General features: G+C 44.0%; 17 protein-coding genes. 3 read left to right on the top strand and 14 right to left on the bottom strand.

What is annotated here, in order from left to right; genetic code table 11:
- Positions 1 to 17 precede the first annotated feature (17 nt).
- The 3 genes from BN3456_RS14105 to BN3456_RS14095 form a co-directional block, all read right to left on the bottom strand.
- Positions 18 to 1,235, bottom strand: a complete 1,218-nt coding sequence (locus BN3456_RS14105) for a Zn-dependent hydrolase (protein WP_089985132.1) — start codon at positions 1,233 to 1,235, stop codon at positions 18 to 20.
- A complete protein-coding gene (locus BN3456_RS14100) occupies positions 1,225 to 5,001 on the bottom strand; it encodes a phosphoribosylformylglycinamidine synthase (RefSeq protein WP_089985129.1) in 3,777 nt (1,258 codons plus the stop codon). The genes BN3456_RS14105 and BN3456_RS14100 overlap by 11 nt, the downstream gene beginning before the upstream one ends.
- Positions 5,002 to 5,089: 88 nt before the next feature.
- Positions 5,090 to 5,788, bottom strand: a complete 699-nt coding sequence (locus BN3456_RS14095) for a TIGR01906 family membrane protein (protein ID WP_089985127.1) — start codon at positions 5,786 to 5,788, stop codon at positions 5,090 to 5,092.
- A gap of 174 nt (positions 5,789 to 5,962) precedes the next feature.
- On the opposite strand from BN3456_RS14095, the gene BN3456_RS14090 reads away from it, so the two are divergent.
- Both BN3456_RS14090 and BN3456_RS14085 read left to right on the top strand, forming a co-directional pair.
- The gene (locus BN3456_RS14090; protein WP_347458080.1) at positions 5,963 to 6,877 is read left to right on the top strand and encodes a LysR family transcriptional regulator; all 915 of its coding nucleotides are present in this window, start codon (positions 5,963 to 5,965) and stop codon (positions 6,875 to 6,877) included.
- A 158-nt stretch (positions 6,878 to 7,035) separates the two neighbouring features.
- Positions 7,036 to 7,455, top strand: a complete 420-nt coding sequence (locus tag BN3456_RS14085; protein ID WP_089985121.1) for an Hsp20/alpha crystallin family protein — start codon at positions 7,036 to 7,038, stop codon at positions 7,453 to 7,455.
- 38 nt (positions 7,456 to 7,493) lie between these two features.
- Here BN3456_RS14085 and BN3456_RS14080 read toward each other — a convergent pair whose 3' ends face one another.
- The 4 genes from BN3456_RS14080 to ptsP all read right to left on the bottom strand — a co-directional run bounded on the left by BN3456_RS14080 (position 7,494) and on the right by ptsP (position 12,995).
- Complete coding sequence (locus tag BN3456_RS14080; RefSeq protein ID WP_089985117.1) at positions 7,494 to 9,851, bottom strand: ATP-dependent DNA helicase; 2,358 nt, start codon at positions 9,849 to 9,851, stop codon at positions 7,494 to 7,496.
- 3 nt (positions 9,852 to 9,854) lie between these two features.
- Positions 9,855 to 10,790: an SPFH domain-containing protein gene (locus tag BN3456_RS14075; protein WP_089985114.1), complete on the bottom strand. Its 936-nt coding sequence runs from the start codon at positions 10,788 to 10,790 to the stop codon at positions 9,855 to 9,857.
- Positions 10,791 to 10,792: 2 nt separating this feature from the next.
- Entirely contained in the window at positions 10,793 to 11,236 is a 444-nt protein-coding gene (locus BN3456_RS14070) for an NfeD family protein (RefSeq protein WP_089985112.1), read from the bottom strand.
- A 130-nt stretch (positions 11,237 to 11,366) separates the two neighbouring features.
- The gene (ptsP, locus tag BN3456_RS14065; protein WP_089985109.1) at positions 11,367 to 12,995 is read right to left on the bottom strand and encodes a phosphoenolpyruvate--protein phosphotransferase; all 1,629 of its coding nucleotides are present in this window, start codon (positions 12,993 to 12,995) and stop codon (positions 11,367 to 11,369) included.
- A gap of 283 nt (positions 12,996 to 13,278) precedes the next feature.
- Here ptsP and BN3456_RS14060 point away from each other — a divergent pair, with 283 nt between their 5' ends.
- On the top strand, positions 13,279 to 13,476 hold the full coding sequence (locus BN3456_RS14060) for a cold shock domain-containing protein (protein WP_089985107.1): 198 nt from the start codon (positions 13,279 to 13,281) through the stop codon (positions 13,474 to 13,476).
- Between the two features lie 159 nt (positions 13,477 to 13,635).
- On the opposite strand, the gene BN3456_RS14055 is transcribed toward BN3456_RS14060, so the two are convergent.
- The 7 genes from BN3456_RS14055 to glyA all read right to left on the bottom strand — a co-directional run bounded on the left by BN3456_RS14055 (position 13,636) and on the right by glyA (position 21,057).
- Positions 13,636 to 14,079 carry an amino acid-binding protein gene (locus tag BN3456_RS14055; protein WP_089985104.1) on the bottom strand — a complete coding sequence of 148 codons (444 nt, stop codon included), beginning with the start codon at positions 14,077 to 14,079 and terminating at the stop codon, positions 13,636 to 13,638.
- Between the two features lie 22 nt (positions 14,080 to 14,101).
- Positions 14,102 to 15,433, bottom strand: coding sequence for a phenylacetate--CoA ligase family protein (locus tag BN3456_RS14050; RefSeq protein WP_089985102.1), 1,332 nt, complete (start codon positions 15,431 to 15,433; stop codon positions 14,102 to 14,104).
- 41 nt (positions 15,434 to 15,474) lie between these two features.
- Positions 15,475 to 15,954, bottom strand: a complete 480-nt coding sequence (locus BN3456_RS14045) for an ACT domain-containing protein (protein ID WP_347458073.1) — start codon at positions 15,952 to 15,954, stop codon at positions 15,475 to 15,477.
- 86 nt (positions 15,955 to 16,040) lie between these two features.
- Positions 16,041 to 16,610 carry an indolepyruvate oxidoreductase subunit beta gene (locus BN3456_RS14040; protein ID WP_089985100.1) on the bottom strand — a complete coding sequence of 190 codons (570 nt, stop codon included), beginning with the start codon at positions 16,608 to 16,610 and terminating at the stop codon, positions 16,041 to 16,043.
- Between the two features lie 2 nt (positions 16,611 to 16,612).
- Positions 16,613 to 18,358 carry an indolepyruvate ferredoxin oxidoreductase subunit alpha gene (gene iorA, locus BN3456_RS14035; protein WP_089985574.1) on the bottom strand — a complete coding sequence of 582 codons (1,746 nt, stop codon included), beginning with the start codon at positions 18,356 to 18,358 and terminating at the stop codon, positions 16,613 to 16,615.
- A gap of 4 nt (positions 18,359 to 18,362) precedes the next feature.
- Complete coding sequence (locus tag BN3456_RS14030) at positions 18,363 to 19,673, bottom strand: phenylacetate--CoA ligase family protein (protein ID WP_089985097.1); 1,311 nt, start codon at positions 19,671 to 19,673, stop codon at positions 18,363 to 18,365.
- A 148-nt stretch (positions 19,674 to 19,821) separates the two neighbouring features.
- On the bottom strand, positions 19,822 to 21,057 hold the full coding sequence (gene glyA, locus BN3456_RS14025; protein ID WP_089985095.1) for a serine hydroxymethyltransferase: 1,236 nt from the start codon (positions 21,055 to 21,057) through the stop codon (positions 19,822 to 19,824).
- Positions 21,058 to 21,095: the final 38 nt, after the last annotated feature.

Here is a 21,095-nt window from a genome sequence, read left to right as displayed (position 1 = left end):
CTTTTCTCCTTTTTGTCTTAACATGCTGTCCGTTTCAAAAATTCGCATAGTACTTCAGCACCGACTGCACAGTCCTCTTTTGAGGTGTATTCTTCTTTCCTGTGGGACAGCCCCCTTTCTGATGGTACAAAGATTAAAGCAGTGTCGCATTTTCCTGCAAAATTCATACAGTCGTGCCCGGCTCCGCTGGTAAGACTGACTGCCAGAATGTTCTTCTCCAGGCAGATCTCGTCAACTATATGCCTATATTTCTCACTGCATAAATGTGATGGATTTGAAAGCTCCGGTACAAGTTGGATTTGCACGCCATGCTGTGTTTCCAGTTCTCTTCCATAGGCCTCCATAGTTTTCATAAAAATACGAACCTCCTGGTTATCAAGGGCTCTTATATCCAGAGAAAACCTTACTTTCGCACAAATTACATTCCGTACTCCCGGTACTGTAGTGATTTCTCCCACGGTTGCACGAATTTCCTCATTTGTCTCTGCCAGCAATGTAAGCCTTGTAATCCACTTACTCATGGCCACTACAGGGTCTTTGCGCCCTTTCATTGGGGTAGAGCCGGCGTGTCCGCTTTCACCCGTGACAGTAACCTCAAAGCGGGTCACCCCTGCAATGCCTGTAACAATGCCAATCTGTGCGCGTCTTTCCTCCAGTACTTTTCCCTGCTCGATATGCAATTCAACAAACATTTGCAGGTCATTCATTTCGCAGGAATCCAATTTGTCGGGATGAACTCCAAAATCTTTCATAGCCTGATAAAGTGTAATCCCATTCTCATCCTTTGACTTTAATTTATTTGGGTCTGCAAGCCCGCACACTGCCTTACTGCCGATCATACCGTAGCCGAAACGATTTCCCTCCTCATCCTTAAAACCGATCACGCGGATGGAATGTTTTGGGATAAATCCAGCCTCTCTCATGGTTTGAACGCTTTCTATCGCTGCCAGAACGCCTAATGTACCATCAAATTTTCCTCCGTTTTGAACGGTATCATAATGAGAACCTGTCAGAACAACGGGCAGACTTTTATCCCGCCCTTCCCATTCGCCGATAATATTTCCAACTGCATCTTCTCTCACAGCAAGTCCGGCTTCCCTCATCAATCTTTTTAAATATTCTCCGGCTTCACGGTCTTCATTCGTAAAAGGAAAACGAGTTACACTGCCATCCGGATTTTTTCCGATTGTTCCCAGCGTCTGGATCCATTCCCATAACTGCTCCTTATTTACCAATTATCTGCCCTCCAGTAAAATATTTCACACCTGATTCAAATATTTTCATATCCTGTTCTCCATATATGTTGATTGCCACTGAATCTCCCCGCCTCTCTGCATGAGCCATCTTTCCCAGCACACGCCCGTCAGGACTGGTGATACTTTCGATAGCCCGGTAAGAACCATTTACATTCCATTCTTCATTCATGCTGACAACACCGTCTATATCACAGTATTGGGTTGCTGCCTGGCCATTTGAAAACAGTTGATCCATGCACTTCTCGCCGGCGACAAACCGCCCTTCCCCGTGGGATACTGGGCTGGTATACACTTTTCCGACCTCCGCTCCCCAAAGCCATGGGGATTTGTTCGAAATTACTTTTGTATAAACCATTTTCGAAATATGTCGTCCAATCGTGTTGTATGTGAGGGTGGGGGATTCCTCTGTCTGCTCCACAATGCAGCCATGAGGAACCAATCCCAGTTTAATGAGAGCCTGAAACCCATTGCAGATTCCTAAAACAAGTCCGTCGCGTTCATGAATCAGTTTTTCTACCGCCTCCTTTATCTTTGCATTTTGAAAAGCCGTTGCAAAAAACTTTGCGGAGCCATCAGGCTCATCTCCTGCACTAAATCCGCCCGGAAACATGATAATCTGAGCTTTTGAAATTTCCCGTTCAAATACTTCAACAGATTCACGTATATCCGATGCGCTCATATTTCTGAACACTTTTGTTGTCACTGAGGCTCCCGCCCGTTCAAATGCCTTTTGGCTGTCATATTCACAGTTTGTTCCTGGAAATACCGGTATGAATACGGATGGCTGTCCTATCTGGTGACCACAAATATGTATATTCTCTGTTTGGTAAAGGTTTTCTTCTATTACTTCCTTGCAGTCTGAAGAAGATTTTGTGGCAAATACATTCTCCAGTGTCTGCGTCCATGCATTTTTTGCTTCCTCAAGGGGGATTGCCGTGTCTCCATAATGGAAGATCTGGTCTGCTGTTACTTCACCGATTACAGTACATGGAATCCTAAGTTCGCAGGCTTTATCCGCCGGAACTTCCGCCACAAGGTCTCCGAATGCCGGGGCGAACAATTCGTCTGCCTTTATGTCAGCTTCTATTCTAAGGCCAACCCCATTGCCAAACGCCATCTTACTTACGGCCGCAATAACGCCGTATCTGTCCAGTGCATAAGCAGATACAATCCTGCCACTGTGGATGTCCTTATAAAACAAGTCATACTGATCCTTCAGCTGACTGTATACAGGAATATCATATTCGTTTTTGGGGGTTTTCATCCATATAAGTTTATTTCCCGTTTTTTTCAATTCCGGAGTTATGATTTCTTTGTCTTTTGCCATAGCCACAGCAAATGAGACCAGTGTAGGAGGAACATCTCTATCCTGGAACGTTCCCGACATACTGTCCTTTCCACCGATGGCAGCAAGCCCGAATCCAAGCTGAGCGTCATAAGCTCCAAGCAGTGCTGCAAAAGGCTGACTCCATCTCTTTGGATCTGCTGTCATCCTTCGGAAATACTCCTGAAAAGTAAAATGTATTTTCCTGTAATCCCCTCCCGATGCCACAATTTTTGCCACAGATTCTGTGATAGCATAAATTGCCCCATGGTATGGACTCCAACCGGACAGATAAGGATCAAATCCATAGCTCATCATGGAAACACTGTCTGTTTCTCCTTTTAAAACGGGCACCTTTGCCACCATTGTCTGGGATTTAGTCAACTGGTATTTTCCTCCGTATGGCATGAGCACAGAACCTGCCCCGATCGAGCTGTCAAACATTTCCACCAGTCCCTTTTGAGAGCATACATTCAAGTCTCCCAGCACACTGAGCCACTTTTCTCTTACATTTTCTATTTGCTCTTTTATAAGCAGACTCGATATCCTGCTCGGTATTTCCACTTCCACGTCCGTCTCCCGGTGTGCCCCATTGGTGTCCAGAAATGTATGGGAAATGTTTACAATTTCTTTCCCCTGCCACACCATAATCAATCTTGAAGACTCTGTGACCACTGCAGTCTCCACTGCTTCCAGATTTTCTTCTTTTGCAAAGTCCAGGAATCGAGCCACATTTTCCGGATCTACAACAACTGCCATTCTCTCCTGAGATTCGGAAATCGCAATTTCAGTTCCGTCAAGCCCGGCATATTTTTTTGGTACCTTATCCAGATCAATGCAAATCCCATCTGCTAATTCACCTACGGCGACCGAAACACCCCCTGCACCAAAATCATTACATTTCTTTATTAAGCTGCTTACTTCCTCTCTTCTGAACAGACGCTGCAGCTTACGTTCTGTAGGTGGGTTCCCTTTCTGTACTTCTGCACTACATTCTGCAATGGACTCCTCCGTGTGGACCTTTGAAGATCCCGTTGCCCCGCCGCACCCGTCCCGGCCGGTACGTCCTCCCAGCAAAATAATTCTGTCCCCCGGATCTGCAGTCTCCCGGATCACTGCCCTTTTCGGTGCTGCACCTAACACTGCACCAATCTCCATGCGTTTTGCTACATAATCCGGATGGTATATCTCCTGCACAATACCGGTGGCGAGACCTATCTGATTCCCATAAGAACTGTAACCACGGGCTGCCTGGCTCACCAACTTTTTCTGTGGCAATTTTCCCTTTAATGTATCCTGTATAGATACCGTTGGATTGGCTGCCCCTGTTACCCGCATAGCCTGATACACATAGGTACGGCCGGAAAGAGGATCCCGTATTGCACCTCCAAGACAGGTTGCAGCGCCTCCGAATGGCTCGATTTCCGTCGGATGATTATGTGTCTCATTTTTGAAATTGATCAGCCATTCTTCTTCTGTGCCGTCCACCATTATGGGAACCACAATACTGCACGCATTGATTTCATCAGATTCCTCCTGATCGTTCAATTTTCCTTCTTTCTTCAGTTTCCGAAGCGCCATCAGTGCCAGGTCCATAAGGCAGATACATTCGTCTTCCCTGTCCCCAGAAATTTCTCTGTGATCCTGTAAATACTGGTGATAAGTCCGCATCATAGGCTCTTTATAGTCTCCATCACCAAAGGAAATTTTTTTCAGCTCCGTAGAAAATGTAGTGTGGCGGCAATGATCTGACCAGTAAGTATCCAACACTCGGACTTCAGTTATTGTAGGATTTCTCTTTTCCTCATCTCTGAAATATTTCTGTATATATAGAAAATCTTTGAAAGTCATCGCCAGGCCCAGGGAATCGTATAAATCTTTCAGCTTATCTTGGGTCATAGTCCCAAAATCCTCAAAAATCCGAACAACCTCCGGCTCTTCAAAAGATACCGCCAGTGATTCGGGCTTTTGGTGCCTGGCTTCTCTTGAATCTACAGGATTAATACAGTGGACTTTTATAGCTTCCAGCTCGCTTTCTGTCACATTTCCCTGGATGACATAGGTTACAGCCGTCCGGATCACAGGTTTTTCCTCTTCACTGATAAGCTGTATACACTGTTCTGCAGAATCCGCCCTCTGGTCAAACTGTCCGGGCAGATATTCTACTGAAAAAACATGGCTTCCTTCCTGTACAGGGAAATGTTCCTGATACAGTATGTCGACAGGTGGTTCTGCAAAGATACCTTTACACGCCCTTTCAAATTTTCCGTCAGAAATATTCGCCACATCATAACGAATAAGGACACGAACGCCAGTCACTGTCCCGATTCCAAGATAGTATCTGATTTCATGTCCTAATTCTTTTGCTGCAATATCAAATTCATCCTTTTTTTCTACATATATGCGTCTTACCTCACTCATAAGCAGTCTCCTTTGCATCTTCACTGTATCCTGCTTAATTATTCTACCATGACGCACCTGATAAGAATAATTAATAATATTAAACTAATTAATTAGTTTCTCTAATCTTTGTCTTTCTTCTCCATATAACACTGCAAATCAGCAGGATAACAAGACCTGCCGTAAATATACTGCCTATTCTCACAACAAAATCAGAAAACAGTCCTTCCGGCAGCATCCGGATCATAAAGTCTTCAGCCGGATCAAACACCCACAGATCATTCGTAAAAAAAACCTCATGGAACCTTATAAATGCAGATGTAAAATCCCTGGAAAGCACATATCCCAGTACTGCCGAGATTGCTCCTGTTACCCCCAATGCAATCTGAAATGCGCGGGGAATAATATATTTCCAGTCTCCCCTGGTAAATATTAAAAGAAGAAGGCATAGGAACAAAATAACAGCACTGCCTGCTCTCAAACGCAGGCCTCCTATAAATAATCCCTGCACGTCTTTCATATGGAGCTTGTCCTGGTCATTAAAAAAGTCCTGCTTTTTCCCTTCAACCGTTGTAATCACCTGAAGATTTTTCCTGTCCCCTCTCAGGTATTCCATCATTTCATGGGTGACGTACATCATGTCTTTCATTTTCATATCCAGCTCAGGAAGTACATTATATTTTTTATATTCATTTTCATAAAAGCTGAAATCTGTATACATTGCTGCTTCAAAACTCGAAATCAAAAGAATAATAATTACAGCAAACGATAAAATAATCCCCAGTGCCCAGTGTCCCGCCTTTTTCATTCTCAAATCTCCCGTCCTGTTTTTATCATGTTTCTCGGGTCCCAAAGTCATGCTTTTTCATGCAAGCATGAAATGCATGACCTTTTGACCCTGGTATCATTTTATCATAACAGGGGTTGTAATTCACTTCCATACATCTTATACTACAAGGAGTATTTATTAGGAGGTCTAATGGTGGATATAAATTATGAACTTTACAAAGTATTTTATCATGTGGCATCTGCTTTAAGTTTTTCTGAAGCATCCAAAAAGCTTTTCATTTCCCAGTCTGCGGTGAGCCAGTCTATAAAAACTCTGGAAAATAAACTTGACCAGACGCTGTTCATTCGCAGCACAAAGCGGGTTTCTCTGACTCCAGAGGGAGAGATTCTGATGCGCCACATTGAACCGGCCATGCATCTGATACAGCGGGGAGAGGCACAACTCCTTGATGCACTTTCCACAGGTGGACAGATCCGTATTGGGGCCACTGATACCATCTGCCGCTACTTTCTGATTCCCTATCTCGAAAATTTTCATAAGACATTTCCAAATGCACATATTAAAGTCATCAACCAGACTTCCATTAAATGTGTAAAACTTCTGGAACTTGGTCAGGTGGACCTGATTGTAGTAAACTATCCCAACAGCTATCTAAGCAATGTTTCTTTTTTTAAAAAAATAAAAACCTTCCGAGATGTTTTCATAGCCAATCAGTCCTTCCACGATTTAAAAGACAGGAAACTTACATTTGAACAACTTGTCAAATACCCTATTTTAATGCTGGATAGGCAAAGCACAACAAATGAGTTTCTCCACAGGATGTTCCAGCAGCACCAGCTGGACCTCGTCCCTGAAATAGAGCTGACCAGCAATGATCTTCTTATGGATCTGGCCCGCATAGGATTGGGAATTGCTTTCATCCCGGATTACTGCATCGCTGATAATCTTGAAGATTTGTTTATTGTCGAAACAGAAGAAGATCTGCCCGAGAGGGAGATCGTCATCGCACACAACGATCAAATCCCTTTAACCAGAGCAGCCCGGGAGTTCTTAAAATTATTTGGCGAGAGCGAAACTGAAAGAAAAGCAATAGAGAATTTAGAATAATAACCGGATATAGTGGCACAATAATTGTGAAGCCAATATTTATAGTGCTTCACACACTTTTCACGCATTTTTAGCACTCGCTTGTTGACAGTGCTAACAATGTGTGCTATATTACATTTAGAACAAAGGTAAGGGATTTAGTTAAGGAGGTAGGATTTATGTTATTAGCAAATAGAAATTTTTTCAATGATTTTTTTAAAGATCCATTTTTTGAGAGTCCAATTGAACGTTCTGCAACACAGGTAATGAGAACTGATGTACATGAAAATGACAACAGCTATCTAGTTGAAGTTGAATTACCGGGATATAATAAGGAAGATATTAAAGCGGATTTAAAAGATGGATATCTCACCGTCACAGCTTCTCACGAAGAGAATCAGGAGGAAAAGGATAAAAAGGGCAACTGTATCCGCAAAGAGCGCTACACAGGTTCTTGCAACCGCAGCTTTTATATCGGTGATCATCTGACACAGGAAGACATCAAAGCTTCTTTCAAAGACGGAGTTTTGCACTTGTCCATCCCCAAGGATGCCCCTAAAGAAATTGAAGATCAGGCTAAATATATAACAATTGAATAATGATACTATTTAGTTTACAAGTACTGGGAGGAGAAAATTTATTTTTTCTCCTCCCAGAATTTTTCTATATTTTCTCTAAAGTTTTCCAACCTGCATATCTGATATCTTTCCCATTCTCTTGGAAATATATCCCTGTATTTTCTTTGCATAAAGCGGTCATCCAACAAAGCTATGATGCCTTTATCCGTTTCTGTCCGTATCACCCTTCCCGCAGACTGCAGTACCTTATTCATTCCAGGATACAAATAAGCATAATCAAACCCTTTCATGCCTCTTCTATCAAAATACTGCTTCAGTATTTCTCTGTCATTGCACACCTGGGGAAGGCCTGTTCCTACAATTGCCGCCCCTATCAGCCTGTCTTTTGCAAGATCAATCCCTTCGGAAAAAATACCTCCCATCACACAGAATCCCACAAGGCTGCATTCTCTGTCTTCCTCAAAACTTTCCAGAAATATTTCCCGGGACTCTTCTCCCATATGCTGAGACTGGATAATACAGTCTATATCCTCCCTCTCCTCAATTTCTTTCTGAAAATCTTCATAGACGTCTTTCATAAACTGGTAAGAAGGAAAGAAAACCATATAATTCCCCATTTTTGCTTCAACCATATTCAAAATATAGTCGGAGAACTTTTGATACATAGCGTTTCCCCGCATAGTATATTTAGAGCTTACATCTGTTCCCAGTAAAATCAGGCAGTTTTCCCTGGGAAAAGAGGATGGGGCATAAATAGCATAGTCATCAGCTTCACTCAAAAGTTTTTTATAATAATGCATGGGAAGCAGCGTGGCCGAAAAAAACACAGTACTGTACCCCTGATCCAAATATGTTTTGAGGTTGACCGCCGGATTCACACAAAGTAATTTTAATTTAAAGCGCCCGTCACGTTCAAATTCTGTGTAAAGCATATAATTCTCATCCAGATTGTCATGAATATGCATAAAATTCCTGAGTTGAAAATAGAAATTCAAAACCTGCTCTCTTTTTTCTTCATCCTGTGCTTTTTCCAGGTACTCTTCTATTCCGGACATAATATGCATCAGCTTCACAGCAATATAGGAAACGCTCTCTAACACTTCATAATTTTCGCATGCTCTTTTCAGAGCCAGAAGCTGTTTGTTACATTCATCCAGTCTTTTGGCCAGTTTGGGGTCATCCTTCTTCACCAGACGCTTTATTTCAAGCACATCTTCCTTATACAAAACCGCACTGTACATTTCCCTGCCACGCTCTACAAGATTATGTGCCTCGTCAATTAGGAAAAGATATTCTCCTTTGTTTCCGTCAGAAAAAAAACGCTTCAAATGGGCATTGGGATCAAATACGTAATTGTAATCACAAATAACAGCATCCGCCCATGTCGATACATCCAGTGACATCTCAAAGGGGCAGACATTATATTTCCTTGCCTGAACTTCCAGGGACTCCCTGCTCATATCATCGGAATGAGTAATCATATCAAATACTGCATCATTCACTCTGTCATAGTGCCCCTTTGCATAAGGACAGTAATCGGGATTACAAACTGTTTCCTCACAAAAACAAATCTTTTCCTTGGCAGTGAGAGTAATAACTTTAAATCTCAATCCCTGCTCTTTTAATGTAAAAAAAGCCTGTTCCGCTACCGTTCTGGTGATGGTTTTCGCAGTAAGATAAAAAATCTTTTCTCCCAGATTTTCCCCCACCGCTTTTACCGCCGGAAATACGGTCGCCATAGTCTTCCCCACACCTGTAGGAGCCTGTATAAACAACTTTTTCTTTCTATTTATTGTCCTGTAAACGGAAGCCGCAATATCACGTTGGCCTTCTCTGTAATCAAAAGGAAACTCTACAGGTTTTATAGACTCCTGCCGTACTGACCTCCATTCCATCTGAAACCTGGCCCATTTTTCATATTGTCTTACCAGATACTGGAACCAGCTTTCCAGTTCCGAAAACGGATAGATATAGGAAAACCGCTTTACTTCTTCTGTCTCTAAATGGCAATACGTCATCTGCACGCCGATCTCTTTCAGATCTTTCTGCGCAGCATAGATATAAGCATAGCACTTGGCCTGTGCAAGATGCACATTTATAGGTGCTTCAATATGAACTAATTCCTTCAGAACTCCTTTAATCTCATCTATCGTAACATGACCTTTTTCCTCTACAACCCCATCTGCCCTGCCTTCTACCTGAAGAAGAAATTCTTCGCAGGGAATCTGAAGCTTTAAAGGAATCTCGGCACGGTAATTAGAGCCCATCTGCCGCTGTATCTTGCGGTGGATTCTGCTTCCCTGCTGCATAATGTCCTTATCCATGCTGCCGCGTATTCTATTGTCTATGTCCCCCTCGCGCAGAATAAATTCTACAAGATTACGGACAGATATTCTTATTACTTCGTTTTCACACATACTCTATGCTTCAGGTTTTTCATGCTGTGCAACTTCTGAGATTGTTTTTGTCAGGCCTGCTATTCCCTGCAATTCCGATGGAATAATAATTTTCGTTGCTTTACCGTCCGCAGCCCTGGCAAATGCCTCCAGACTCTTAAGCGTCAATACTGCATCATCAGCTCCCGCTGATTTAACAAATTCAATACCATCCGCGGTTGCTTTCTGGACACTGCGGATAGCTTCAGCCTGACCTTCTGCTTCACGGATTCTCTTTTGCTTTTCAGCTTCTGCTTTCAGGATAGCTGCCTGCTTGGAAGCTTCCGCTTCCAGGATTACGGATTCTTTTTGACCTTCTGCCACAAGGATAGTAGACTTCTTCTCTCCTTCTGCTCTCAGAATTGCTTCTCTTCGTTCTCGCTCCGCCTTCATCTGCTTCTCCATTGCATCCTGGATAGCCTTGGGCGGCATAATATTCTTTAATTCCACACGTTTTACCTTAATTCCCCACGGATCAGTGGCAATATCAAGCGAAGTACGCATCTGGGAATTAATTGCCTCTCTCGAAGTCAATGTTTCATCCAGTTCCAGATCACCTATAATATTGCGCAAGGTGGTAGCTGTCAGATTTTCAATAGCAGTAATCGGATTTTCTACACCGTATGCATACAGCTTTGGATCTGTAATCGCAAAAAATACAATCGTATCAATCTGCATGGTTACATTATCCTTTGTAATAACCGCCTGCGGCTCAAAATCTACCACCTGTTCTTTCAAAGAAACTTTTCTGGCTACTTTCTCAATAATCGGCACCTTAAAATGAAGACCCACACTCCAGGTAGCCCTGTAGCCTCCCAAACGCTCCAGTACATAGGCATGCGCCTGAGGCACAATCCTGATACTTGTCATTAAGACAAGCAAGACAATAACCAGTATTACTATTAAAATAAAAGCACTCATACTTATTCCTCCTCATATCTCTTTAGAATCAGTTTCACACCGGATATGCTGACCACCTTTGCCAGAGTTCCTGGCTCCAATACATCTCCGTCTTTCTCAGCTCTCGCTGTCCATTCTTCGCCGCCCACGACTGCAGTTCCGGTTTGAGCCAGATTATCTACAGTTTTAGTAACCCGCACTATCCTGCCGATCACTCCTTCATAATTGGTTTTCTCATGATGACCATTTATGTACTTTACCGCAAAAGGCCGGGTAAAAAACAATAGTAAAAAAGAGACAACGAAAAATGCAGCCACCTGCCATAATAGATTCAAGCCGGCAATGTTCAGGATTAATGCCACCAGAGATCCTCCTGCCAGCCAGATTGATGTCAGCCCAACTGTAACAATCTCAACCGCCAAAAAAACAATCAGCAGTCCAAGCCATATAAAAGCTTCTCTCTCCATATTACTCCCTTCTTATATTATTCCTATCATCTGGCTTCTTTACTCTTCCTGATGATAAATATATGTTAGTCTGGTCCCTTCTATTATACAATACTTTTTACATGAATGCATTGATTTGTTGTATTTTTTGTTACTCACACTCTCTGACTTTTTTTCTCAAAGGCAGAACCATGGCCGGTGACACGGAAAGTTCATCCACTCCCATCTTAAGGAACGTCTCCGTGAGTTCCAAATCAGCGCCCAGTTCACCGCAGATGCCGATCCGCCTGCCTTTTGCGTGGGCATTTTCCGCCGCCATCCTGATCATGGCAAGTATTGCCGGATGGTGTGGGTCATAGAAACTGTCAAGTTTGGGATTCTGCCGGTCTATGGCAAGTGTATACTGTGTCAGGTCATTGGTCCCCACACTGAAAAAATCCACCTCGCGGGCCAGCTCCCGGCTGATCATGACAGATGCGGGAGTCTCAATCATTACGCCCAGCTCCACATCCTTCCTAAAAGGAATTCCATCTTCTTGCAGCTCACTTATGACTTCGGCAATCATCTCTTTAATCTTCGCAATCTCCTTCATGGAGATAATCATCGGGAACATAATGGAAATATTTCCAAACACCGCCGCACGGTAAAGGGCTCGCAGCTGAGTCTTAAAAATATCAGTTTTTGTCAGACAGATGCGGATTGCCCTGTATCCAAGTGCCGGATTTTCTTCTTTATCCAGTCCAAAATAGTCCGCCTGTTTATCTGCCCCGATATCCATTGTACGGATAATCACTTTTCTGCCGGCCATATTCTCAGCAACCTTCCTGTATACCTCAAACTGCTGCTCCTCGCTGGGGAATGTGTCGTTCTCCATATACAGGAACTCACTTCGAAACAGCCCGATTCCACCTGCATCGTTCTTCAGAACAGCTCCCACTTCAGAGACATTTCCTATATTCGCATAAATGTTTACCTTCTGCCCACTCTTTGTCACATTTTCCTTGCCTTTTAGCTGTTCAAGAAGAGCTCTCTCCTTCAGGTCTTTCACTCGTTTTTCCTGCATCAGGGCAAGGGTCTTCTCATCCGGATCTACATACAGGGTGCCGGTAAAGCCGTCCATCACCGCCATCTTTCCATCTAGCTTGTCACTCAATTTCTCACCCAGTTGGATAATGGACGGAATGTTCATCGACCTTGCCAGGATTGCGGTATGAGAATTGGCAGATCCATACATGGTGGCAAAGCCGAGGATTTTGCTTTTATCCAGCTGCACAGTCTCGCTGGGGGCAAGATCGTCAGCGGCAATAATACTTGGCTTCCCGCTCTGCCTGCCCCTCTCATCTGCTCCGCCTCCGCAGAGAATATTCAAAACACGTTCTGATACATCCTGCACATCTGCCGCCCGTCCCTGCATATGCGCATCATCCATGGCAGAAAACATTTCTGCAAAATTATCTGCCGTTGTCGCCACCGCAAACTCTGCATTTACATTCTGGGTGCGAATAATATTCTCAACAGATTCTATATAATCCAGATCCTCCAGCATCATCTGGTGAACCTCAAAAATCATTGCATTCGCTTCACCTACATTCCCCAGGGCCTTTTCATAAAGCTTTTTCAACTGCTCGACAGCGACTGTCTTAGCACCCTGAAAACGGATGCATTCCGCCTTAGCATCGTCGATATGGATGCGCTTGGTCACTCTGCGATTTCGCTTATAAAAAGAAAGCTTTCCGATAGCAACTCCTCCAAATACACTTTTACCTGTTATTGTTATCATAATATTTTCCTTACTTTCCTGAATTATAGGTTTTCTTTGATAATTACTATATTACTTTTTAGAACTATTTTCAATATTCTGATACAGAGATTAACTGGAGAAGAACTAAGCTGATATCTGAACTGTTAAATATTAACCAATTTGTATATTTTTGCAGAATGTTTCATAAATGCGTTGACTTTCATTGTTAAATGTGCTACGCTAATACAGCGTTGTTGATAGAGTTTCGTGGACAATGCAAATACTTTATTATTTATTTTTTTATTTTATGGAGGGCAACACAATGACAGGTACAGTAAAATGGTTTAACAACCAAAAAGGTTATGGATTCATCTCTGATTCAGAAGGAAATGATGTATTCGTACACTACTCAGGATTAAACATGGATGGATTCAAGTCCTTAGAAGAAGGTCAGGCTGTTGAGTTTGACGTAACAGAAGGAGCTAAAGGACCTCAGGCAACTAATGTAGTAAAACTTTAATCAGAATTTTATATGTACCTTTTAATTATATAATTAAAATTAAATATTTAAAAGAAATACAGCGAAATATGATTAAGAATCCTAAAAAAGGTATCGGGAACTTCCCCGATACCTTTTTTCAGCTTTAAAACCTGTTATGCTAATGTGCCGAACAGGGTACTAGAGATCCAAGTTGGAAACATATGCTTCTGCTTCCTCCCAGACGTCAAATCCGCTGCCCCTCAAAATATCCGCCACTCTCGCCGGATCATCTGTCTTAAGTACAGCAGATGCATCCACTCCGTTTGCAAAGGCATACATGTATTCAATATTCACATCTCCCTCTACAATCTGGTGCATTGCTTTGCTCAAAGAACCTGTAGCATGAGGAACACGAAACGCCACCACATCTGTTAGCATTGCTGTAAACCCACCCTCCTTTAATACAGCCCTGCCTTTGTTCGGATTCGAAACAATCATTCGGAGCATTCCGTAATCCGATGTATCCGCCAGGCTCAGTGCCACGATATTCACATCATTATTTGCCAATGCCGCAAGCACTTCGTCCAGACGTCCTTCCCTGTTTTCAAGGAATACTGATAATTGCTGAATTGTGATTCCCACTTTTGCCTACCCCCTTTGCTTATTACAGACCACGTTTATCGATAACGCGCACTGCTTTTCCCTCGCTTCTTTGTATGGTCTTCGGCTCGACCAGCTTCACACGGGCAGATACCCCCAGTGCCTGTTTCAGCACTGCACCTATTTTATTTTTCAGCGCATCCAATTTTCTGATTTCATCGGAGAACAGGCTCTCATCTACCTCTACCATAACCGTAAGGATGTCCATATTATTTTCCCGCTCTACAATCATGAGATAATGTGGTGCCACTGCACCACCCATGCTCAGGAGTGCTGTTTCGACCTGAGTCGGAAATACATTGACCCCTCGGATTACTTTCATATCATCCGTACGTCCGGTAAACTGAGAAATTCTCGGTGTAGTCCTTCCACACTTGCAGGTGCTGTGGTCAATGCTGGTTAAATCCTTTGTCCGGTAGCGCAGCAAAGGCATTGCTTCCTTCGCCAGAGTGGTAAAAACCAGCTCTCCGGTTTCTCCATCTGCACACATCTCCTGGGTAGCCGGATTTAATATTTCCGGATAGAAGTAATCTACATTGATATGTAATCCTGCATGGTGAATACAATCCTGCGCCACACCTGGTCCGGTAATTTCACATAGTCCATAGATGTCAAAACAGTTAATATGAAGAATTTCTTCGATCTTCCTGCGCATTTTCTCTGTCCAGGGCTCTGCTCCGTGGATCCCTGTCTTTATCTGCAGTCTGTTTATAAGGCCGGCATCCTGCAGGGATTCTGCAAGATGAAGTGCATAAGACGGGGTGCATGCAATAGCAGTCGCGCCAAAGTCTTCCATGCACATCATCTGACGTGTGGTGTTGCCTGCAGACATGGGGATGACCGTTGCCCCCAGTGCTCTTGCACCGAAATCCACTCCCATGCCTCCTGTAAATAGTCCATAGCCATAGCAGATATGGATAATATCCTCCTGGCTAAGGCCTGCCATGGACAGACATCTTGCTACACATTCCCCCCAGACATCAATGTCCTTCTGAGAGTAGGATGCCAGTGTCAGCTTGCCCGTTGTGCCGGAGGTTCCCTGAACACGTACAACATCTCTCTTAGGTATTGCCAGAAGCCCGAAAGGATAATTGTCTCTTAAATCTTCTTTTGTTGTAAAAGGAAGCTTATCGATATCGGCAATTCCTTTAATATCTCCCGGTTCTACTCCCAGGTCTTTCATCTTCCTATGATAAAAGTCTACGTTGTGATAGACACGATTTACGACATCTACCAGACGTTTACTCTGCAGGGCTGCCATTTCATCCCTGCTCATACATTCAATTTCCGGGGTTCTGATTCGTTCCACCCAATTCTCCAGTGCCACTGCCGCCATCCTTTTGACTCCTTTATCTTTTACTTTGTAATTTACTGACTTTATAGCTCTGATTCTTCAATCAGTTTTATACCGGCTGCTCTTAAGACTCTCCAGGCCTTTTCATAATTATCTGTATTAAACACCATAACCGGGGCTTTTCCCTCCCTGATTACAAATGAGTAGATATAGTTAATATTGATTCCGCCTTCCGCGAGTACGGACAGCATATTGTTTAGATTTCCTTTTTTGTCTTTTAGTTCTACCCCGATTACATCATGCACTTTGACGACAAAGCCTTTGGCTGTCAGATACTCCTTGGCTTTGGCTGTCTGATCTACAACCAGGCGCAGAATTGCAAATTCCGGTGTATCAAAAGAGGCTATGGCACGGATATTAACCCATGCCGAGTTAAGCTCTGAAGTCACCCTCATAATGCTGCCGGGCCTGTTTTCTACAAATATCGATAGCTGCTTAATCATTGTATCACCTGCCTTTATTCCCACGAGCAACGAGCCAAGCAAAAATGCAAGCATTTCCATTTGGCGACTGCCGCGAGGGTCAAATACCTCGCAGCTTGCTGCGCTGCAAATTTGATGCCCCGTCCGCTTGCTGCGGGGTCTTTGACTTATAGGGTATAGCCCGCATCAAATGCTTTCTTGTTAATTTCGATTGTTTTTGGCGGCACGGTCTTCTCAATCACATCATACCACTGGTTCTTGGTAAAATCCATATGCTGAGCTGCAATTCCAAGCACGATTAGATTGAACACACGGGAATTGCCCAGCTTCCCGGCCTCCTTAGTTGCATTGACTTTATAAACTCTATGGTCTTTTCCCAAGTTCTCCAGAATGCGCTTCGGATACTCGGCTGCTCCGATTACGACCGGCATAGGGTCTATCCGCCAGTCGTTAACAATCATTACGCCGTCTTTTTTCAGGAAATGGGCGTATCTTAAGGCTTCCAGCCGTTCAAAGGCAATCAGCACATCTGCCTGCCCCTCTTCCACGATAGGCTCTGCAACCTTTTCGCCGTAGCGGACAAAGGTAACAACACTTCCTCCACGCTGAGCCATGCCGTGGACCTCTGAAAGTTTCACATCGTAGCCCCCTGTTATTGCAAGACTGCCCAATATTCTGCTGGTGAGCAGCGTCCCCTGCCCGCCTACTCCTACTATCATAATATTCGTTACTGCCATTTTTACACACCCGCCTTTACCAGTTCTATTGCACCAAATTTACATAGTGTTTCACACAAGCCGCATCCTGTACACATTGTATCGTCAATCTGCACTGTACCGTCTGGATTTTTTGTGACTGCAGGGCAGCCGGGCTTTAAGCACATACCACATTTCTTACATTTATTCTCGTGAGAAACATAAACCGGCTTTCTGGATTTATCTAAAAGGACACAGGGCGTCTTTGTAATTATCACAGATACCTCATCCTTTGCCACTTCCTCCTTTAAAATCTTCTCCAGCTGGACAATGTCAAACGCATTAATCTCCGTTACGTTCTTTACCCCTATGGCACGGCAGAGTGCGGGAATATTGATCATATATGTGGGATTTCCCTGGAGTGTTTTCCCGGTTGCGGCATGGTCCTGGTGCCCAGTCATTCCGGTCGTCGAATTGTCAAGAATCACAACCGTACCAGTGGCATTATTATAAACCATGTTCATTAGAGAGTTTACACCTGTATGTAAAAATGTGGAGTCTCCGATTACCGCAACCCAGTCCTTGATATATTCCTTTCCCTTTGCTTTTTCCATTCCATGTAAGGTGGAAATGCTGGAGCCCATACACATGGTAGTGTCCACAACACTTAATGGGGCAACCGCACCAAGTGTGTAGCAGCCGATATCACCGGCAGCATGGAGCTTTAACTTATTCATCACATGATATACACTCCGATGAGGACATCCCGGGCAGAGAATCGGCGGGCGCTGTGGAATCTCGGCCGGATGATCTGTCTCAAGATCTTCTCTTAAAATAGCTTTCTTAAGCATATTGGCGCTGTATTCCCCCTGTACTGTGAGAATTTCTTTCCCCAGCACTTTAATTCCCCAGGATTTTACCTGTTCTTCGATTACCGGATCCAGTTCTTCTACAACATATAAAGTATCAACCTTGGATGCAAAATCCTTTATCAGTTTTCTTGGAAGGGGATTTACCATCCCAAGTTTCAGAACAGAGGCATCAGGAAGAGCTTCCTTCACATATTGATATGGAATACCGCTTGTAATCACACCAATCTTCTTATCGTTCATTTCAACTTTGTTGATTGACAGGGTATTGGCAGCCTCTGCCAGCTCCATATTACGCTTTTCAATCTCTACATGACGGTACTTTGCATTTCCCGGCATCATAACATTTTTTCGTATATTCTTCTCATAAGACTTATCCGGAATGTTTTTTCGATCGTGAAGTTCCACAATACCCTGGGAATGAGATAAACGGGTGGTTGTCCTAAATATGAACGGTCTGTCGAACTGCTCGCTTAAATCAAAGGCAATTTTAAAGAAATCTTTTGCTTCCGCGCTGTCGGAAGGCTCTATAACCGGAACCTGGGCAGCTCTGGCTACCATTCTTGTGTCCTGCTCATTCTGGGAACTGTACAATCCCGGATCATCTGCAACCATAAACACAAGCCCACCGTTCACGCCCATGTAAGATACAGAATAAAGAGGATCCGAAGCCACATTCAATCCTACATGCTTCATACAGACCATAGAACGCACACCTGCCAGGCTTGCACCCACCGCTACTTCGGCAGCTACTTTTTCATTGGGTGCCCATTCCTCATAGACATCCTCTCTATACTGAACCAGATATTCACTTACCTCTGTACTGGGGGTTCCCGGGTATGCAGAAGAGACCTTCACTCCCGCCTCGTAAGCCCCTCTGGCTATAGCCTCATTCCCCAGCATAATTACCTTTTCTGACATATTTTTATAAACCATCCTTCCGTAAATCTGTAACCCTCTTTGCTTTTCCCTCAAACCGCTGAAGTGAGTTCGGTGCAACCAGTCTGATCTGAGTTGCAAGTCCAAGCTGTGACTTCAAAGCCGCCTTGATACCCTGTTCCAGACTGCTCAGTTTGGAATAACTGTCCAGTAGCCTGTCATCTGTCAACTCTACTGTAATTGTCATCACATCCAGCCTGTTCTTTCTCTCCACCAGAATCTCATAGTGAGGACCTATCTCCTCTATTCTAAACAGCACCTCTTCAATCTGACCTGGGAATACATTTACTCCACGTATGACAAGCATATCATCCGCCCTGCCGGATAGATTTGCCATGCGTACCGTTGTTCTTCCACATCTGCAGGGCTCATACATGAGTCTTGTCAGATCACCGGTGCGGTATCTGACAAGAGGAAGAGCTTCCTTATTCAGGCAGGTAACCACCAGTTCCCCTGTAGCTTTGTAGGGCAGCACCTCCTCTGTATCCGGATTAATAATCTCCGGAATAAACCAGTCCTCATTTATATGCATTCCACACAGCTGAGTACATTCCCCTGCAACACCGGGACCACACAGCTCGCTCATCCCATAATTCTGTGTACAGATAAACTGTTCCCCCCACACCTTGTGCATCTCATCTCTCATAGGTTCCGTCATTCCTTCACCCCCAAAGAGACCTGTTCTAAGTTTTAAATCAACAGAGGGGTCAATCCCCCGTTCTCTTAAAGACTCCCCTAAATGCAGTGCATAGGACGGTGTTGCCACCAGCAGGGTTACTCCCATATCCTGCAAAAACATCATCTGTTTGGCAGAGTTTCCTGAAGACATGGGGATCACCGATGCCCCTATCTTTTCCAGACCTCCGTGCAGCCCCAGAGCCCCCGTAAATGTGCCATATCCAAAGGAAATCTGTGCCACATCATCGGCATTGGCTCCTCCCATACAGGCAACTCTTGCCACGTTATTCAGCCATACCTCCAGGTCATTGGCCGTATATCCTACGACTGTAGGCTTCCCTGTAGTACCCGAACTGGCATGATATCGCACAATATCCTTTTTATCTACCGCAAATAGGCCATCGGGATAGTTTTCTCTAAAGTCAGCTTTATATGTAAACGGCAGCTTTCTTAAATCCTGTAAAGTCAGAATATCTTCCGGCTTCACCCCGGCCGCATCCATCTTTTTACGGTAAGGCTCCACACGCTCATATATATAAGCGGCCGTATCCTTTAAACGCTTCAGCTGAATTGCTTCGATCTCAGCTCTTGACAGAGTCTCTTCCTTTGCCCAAATCATTCTAAAACCCCCTTTGACATAGCAATCGTCAAACATTAGTATAGCACAATACTTTGTCGGTTTAAAGCATTAAATTCACGATCCAAAAGAGAAATTACTGCAAATCAGCAGTCAAAGACCCCGCAGCAAGCTGCAGGGTCTTTGACCATTATATCAGTGGGTATTTTTTAGTAAGCTCAGCCACCTGTTCTTTTGCCTTTTTCTCGTTAGCCTCATCGGCCATAACCATGGCTATAATTTCAGCTATGGTGTCCATGTCTGATTCCTTCATGCCTCGGGTAGTTACTGCGGGAGTTCCGAGACGTACTCCGCTTGTCACGAAGGGGGAGCGCGGATCGTTGGGGATGGTGTTTTTGTTACAGGTTACATGGGCATCGTCAAGACGTTTTTCCAGTTCCTTGCCGCTGATGCTATTTTCAGTCAAATCTACGAGCATCAGATGATTGTCGGTATCGCCGGAGACAATTTTTATTCCCCGGGACTGTAACCCCCGGCACAGTGCCTTTGCATTTCTAAGTACCTGCTCCTGATAGGCTTTAAATTCAGGAGAAAGAGCTTCTTTGAAGCAGACAGCCTTGGCCGCGATCACGTGCATCAGAGGTCCCCCCTGGGTTCCTGGAAAGATGGCTTTATTGAAATGAAACTTTTCATTCATCTCTTTGCTGGAAAGAATCATGCCGCCACGTGGGCCGCGCAGCGTTTTATGAGTCGTTGTAGTTGTAACGTGGGCGTATGGAATCGGGCTTGGATGCAGCCCAACTGCAACTAGGCCGGCAATATGAGCCATATCAACCATAAGGTAAGCACCTACTTCATCCGCAATTTCACGGAATCTTTTGAAGTCAATGGTCCTGGCATAGGCACTGGCGCCGGCTATAATTAGCTTGGGTCTGTGCTCTTTTGCAACTTTAAGTACTTTATCATAATCAATAACACCGTTCTCGTTCACACCGTATGATGCAAAATCAAAGTATTTTCCTGATATATTCACTGGTGATCCGTGAGTTAAATGTCCGCCGTGGTCCAGATTCATACCCATCACCTTATCCCCCGGCTGTACCATTGCAAACATGGCTGCCATATTTGCCTGGGCTCCGGAATGAGGCTGCACATTAGCATATTCGCAGTGGAATAATTCCTTTGCTCGTTCAATTGCAAGATTCTCCACTACGTCTACACACTGGCATCCGCCGTAATATCTCTTTCCCGGATACCCTTCTGCATATTTATTGGTCAGGGGACTTCCCATGGCCGCCATAACAGCTTTGCTCACCCAGTTCTCGGACGCAATCAACTCAATATGAGAATTCTGTCTCTCCATCTCCGCCTGAATTGCATCCGCAATCTGAACATCTTCGTTTTTGATTTCCTCAAAATCGTACATAATCCTTCTCCTCCCTGAATTCTATTGTCAGCATTGCA

It is taken from the genome of Clostridium sp. C105KSO13, from assembly GCF_001517425.1.
Lineage (GTDB): Bacteria > Bacillota > Clostridia > Lachnospirales > Lachnospiraceae > Muricomes.
This window is presented reverse-complemented; position numbering and strand designations above follow the sequence as displayed.

Coding starts and splice junctions, on each gene's coding strand:
- BN3456_RS14100 (WP_089985129.1), bottom strand. CDS start 5,001: ATGAGTGAGGTAAGACGCATATATGTAGAAAAAAAGGATGAATTTGAT.
- BN3456_RS14095 (WP_089985127.1), bottom strand. CDS start 5,788: ATGAAAAAGGCGGGACACTGGGCACTGGGGATTATTTTATCGTTTGCT.
- BN3456_RS14085 (WP_089985121.1), top strand. CDS start 7,036: ATGTTATTAGCAAATAGAAATTTTTTCAATGATTTTTTTAAAGATCCA.
- BN3456_RS14080 (WP_089985117.1), bottom strand. CDS start 9,851: ATGTGTGAAAACGAAGTAATAAGAATATCTGTCCGTAATCTTGTAGAA.
- BN3456_RS14075 (WP_089985114.1), bottom strand. CDS start 10,790: ATGAGTGCTTTTATTTTAATAGTAATACTGGTTATTGTCTTGCTTGTC.
- BN3456_RS14070 (WP_089985112.1), bottom strand. CDS start 11,236: ATGGAGAGAGAAGCTTTTATATGGCTTGGACTGCTGATTGTTTTTTTG.
- ptsP (WP_089985109.1), bottom strand. CDS start 12,995: ATGATAACAATAACAGGTAAAAGTGTATTTGGAGGAGTTGCTATCGGA.
- BN3456_RS14060 (WP_089985107.1), top strand. CDS start 13,279: ATGACAGGTACAGTAAAATGGTTTAACAACCAAAAAGGTTATGGATTC.
- BN3456_RS14050 (WP_089985102.1), bottom strand. CDS start 15,433: ATGGCGGCAGTGGCACTGGAGAATTGGGTGGAACGAATCAGAACCCCG.
- BN3456_RS14045 (WP_347458073.1), bottom strand. CDS start 15,954: ATGGAAATGCTTGCATTTTTGCTTGGCTCGTTGCTCGTGGGAATAAAG.
- BN3456_RS14040 (WP_089985100.1), bottom strand. CDS start 16,610: ATGGCAGTAACGAATATTATGATAGTAGGAGTAGGCGGGCAGGGGACG.
- iorA (WP_089985574.1), bottom strand. CDS start 18,358: ATGTCAGAAAAGGTAATTATGCTGGGGAATGAGGCTATAGCCAGAGGG.
- BN3456_RS14030 (WP_089985097.1), bottom strand. CDS start 19,673: ATGATTTGGGCAAAGGAAGAGACTCTGTCAAGAGCTGAGATCGAAGCA.
- glyA (WP_089985095.1), bottom strand. CDS start 21,057: ATGTACGATTTTGAGGAAATCAAAAACGAAGATGTTCAGATTGCGGAT.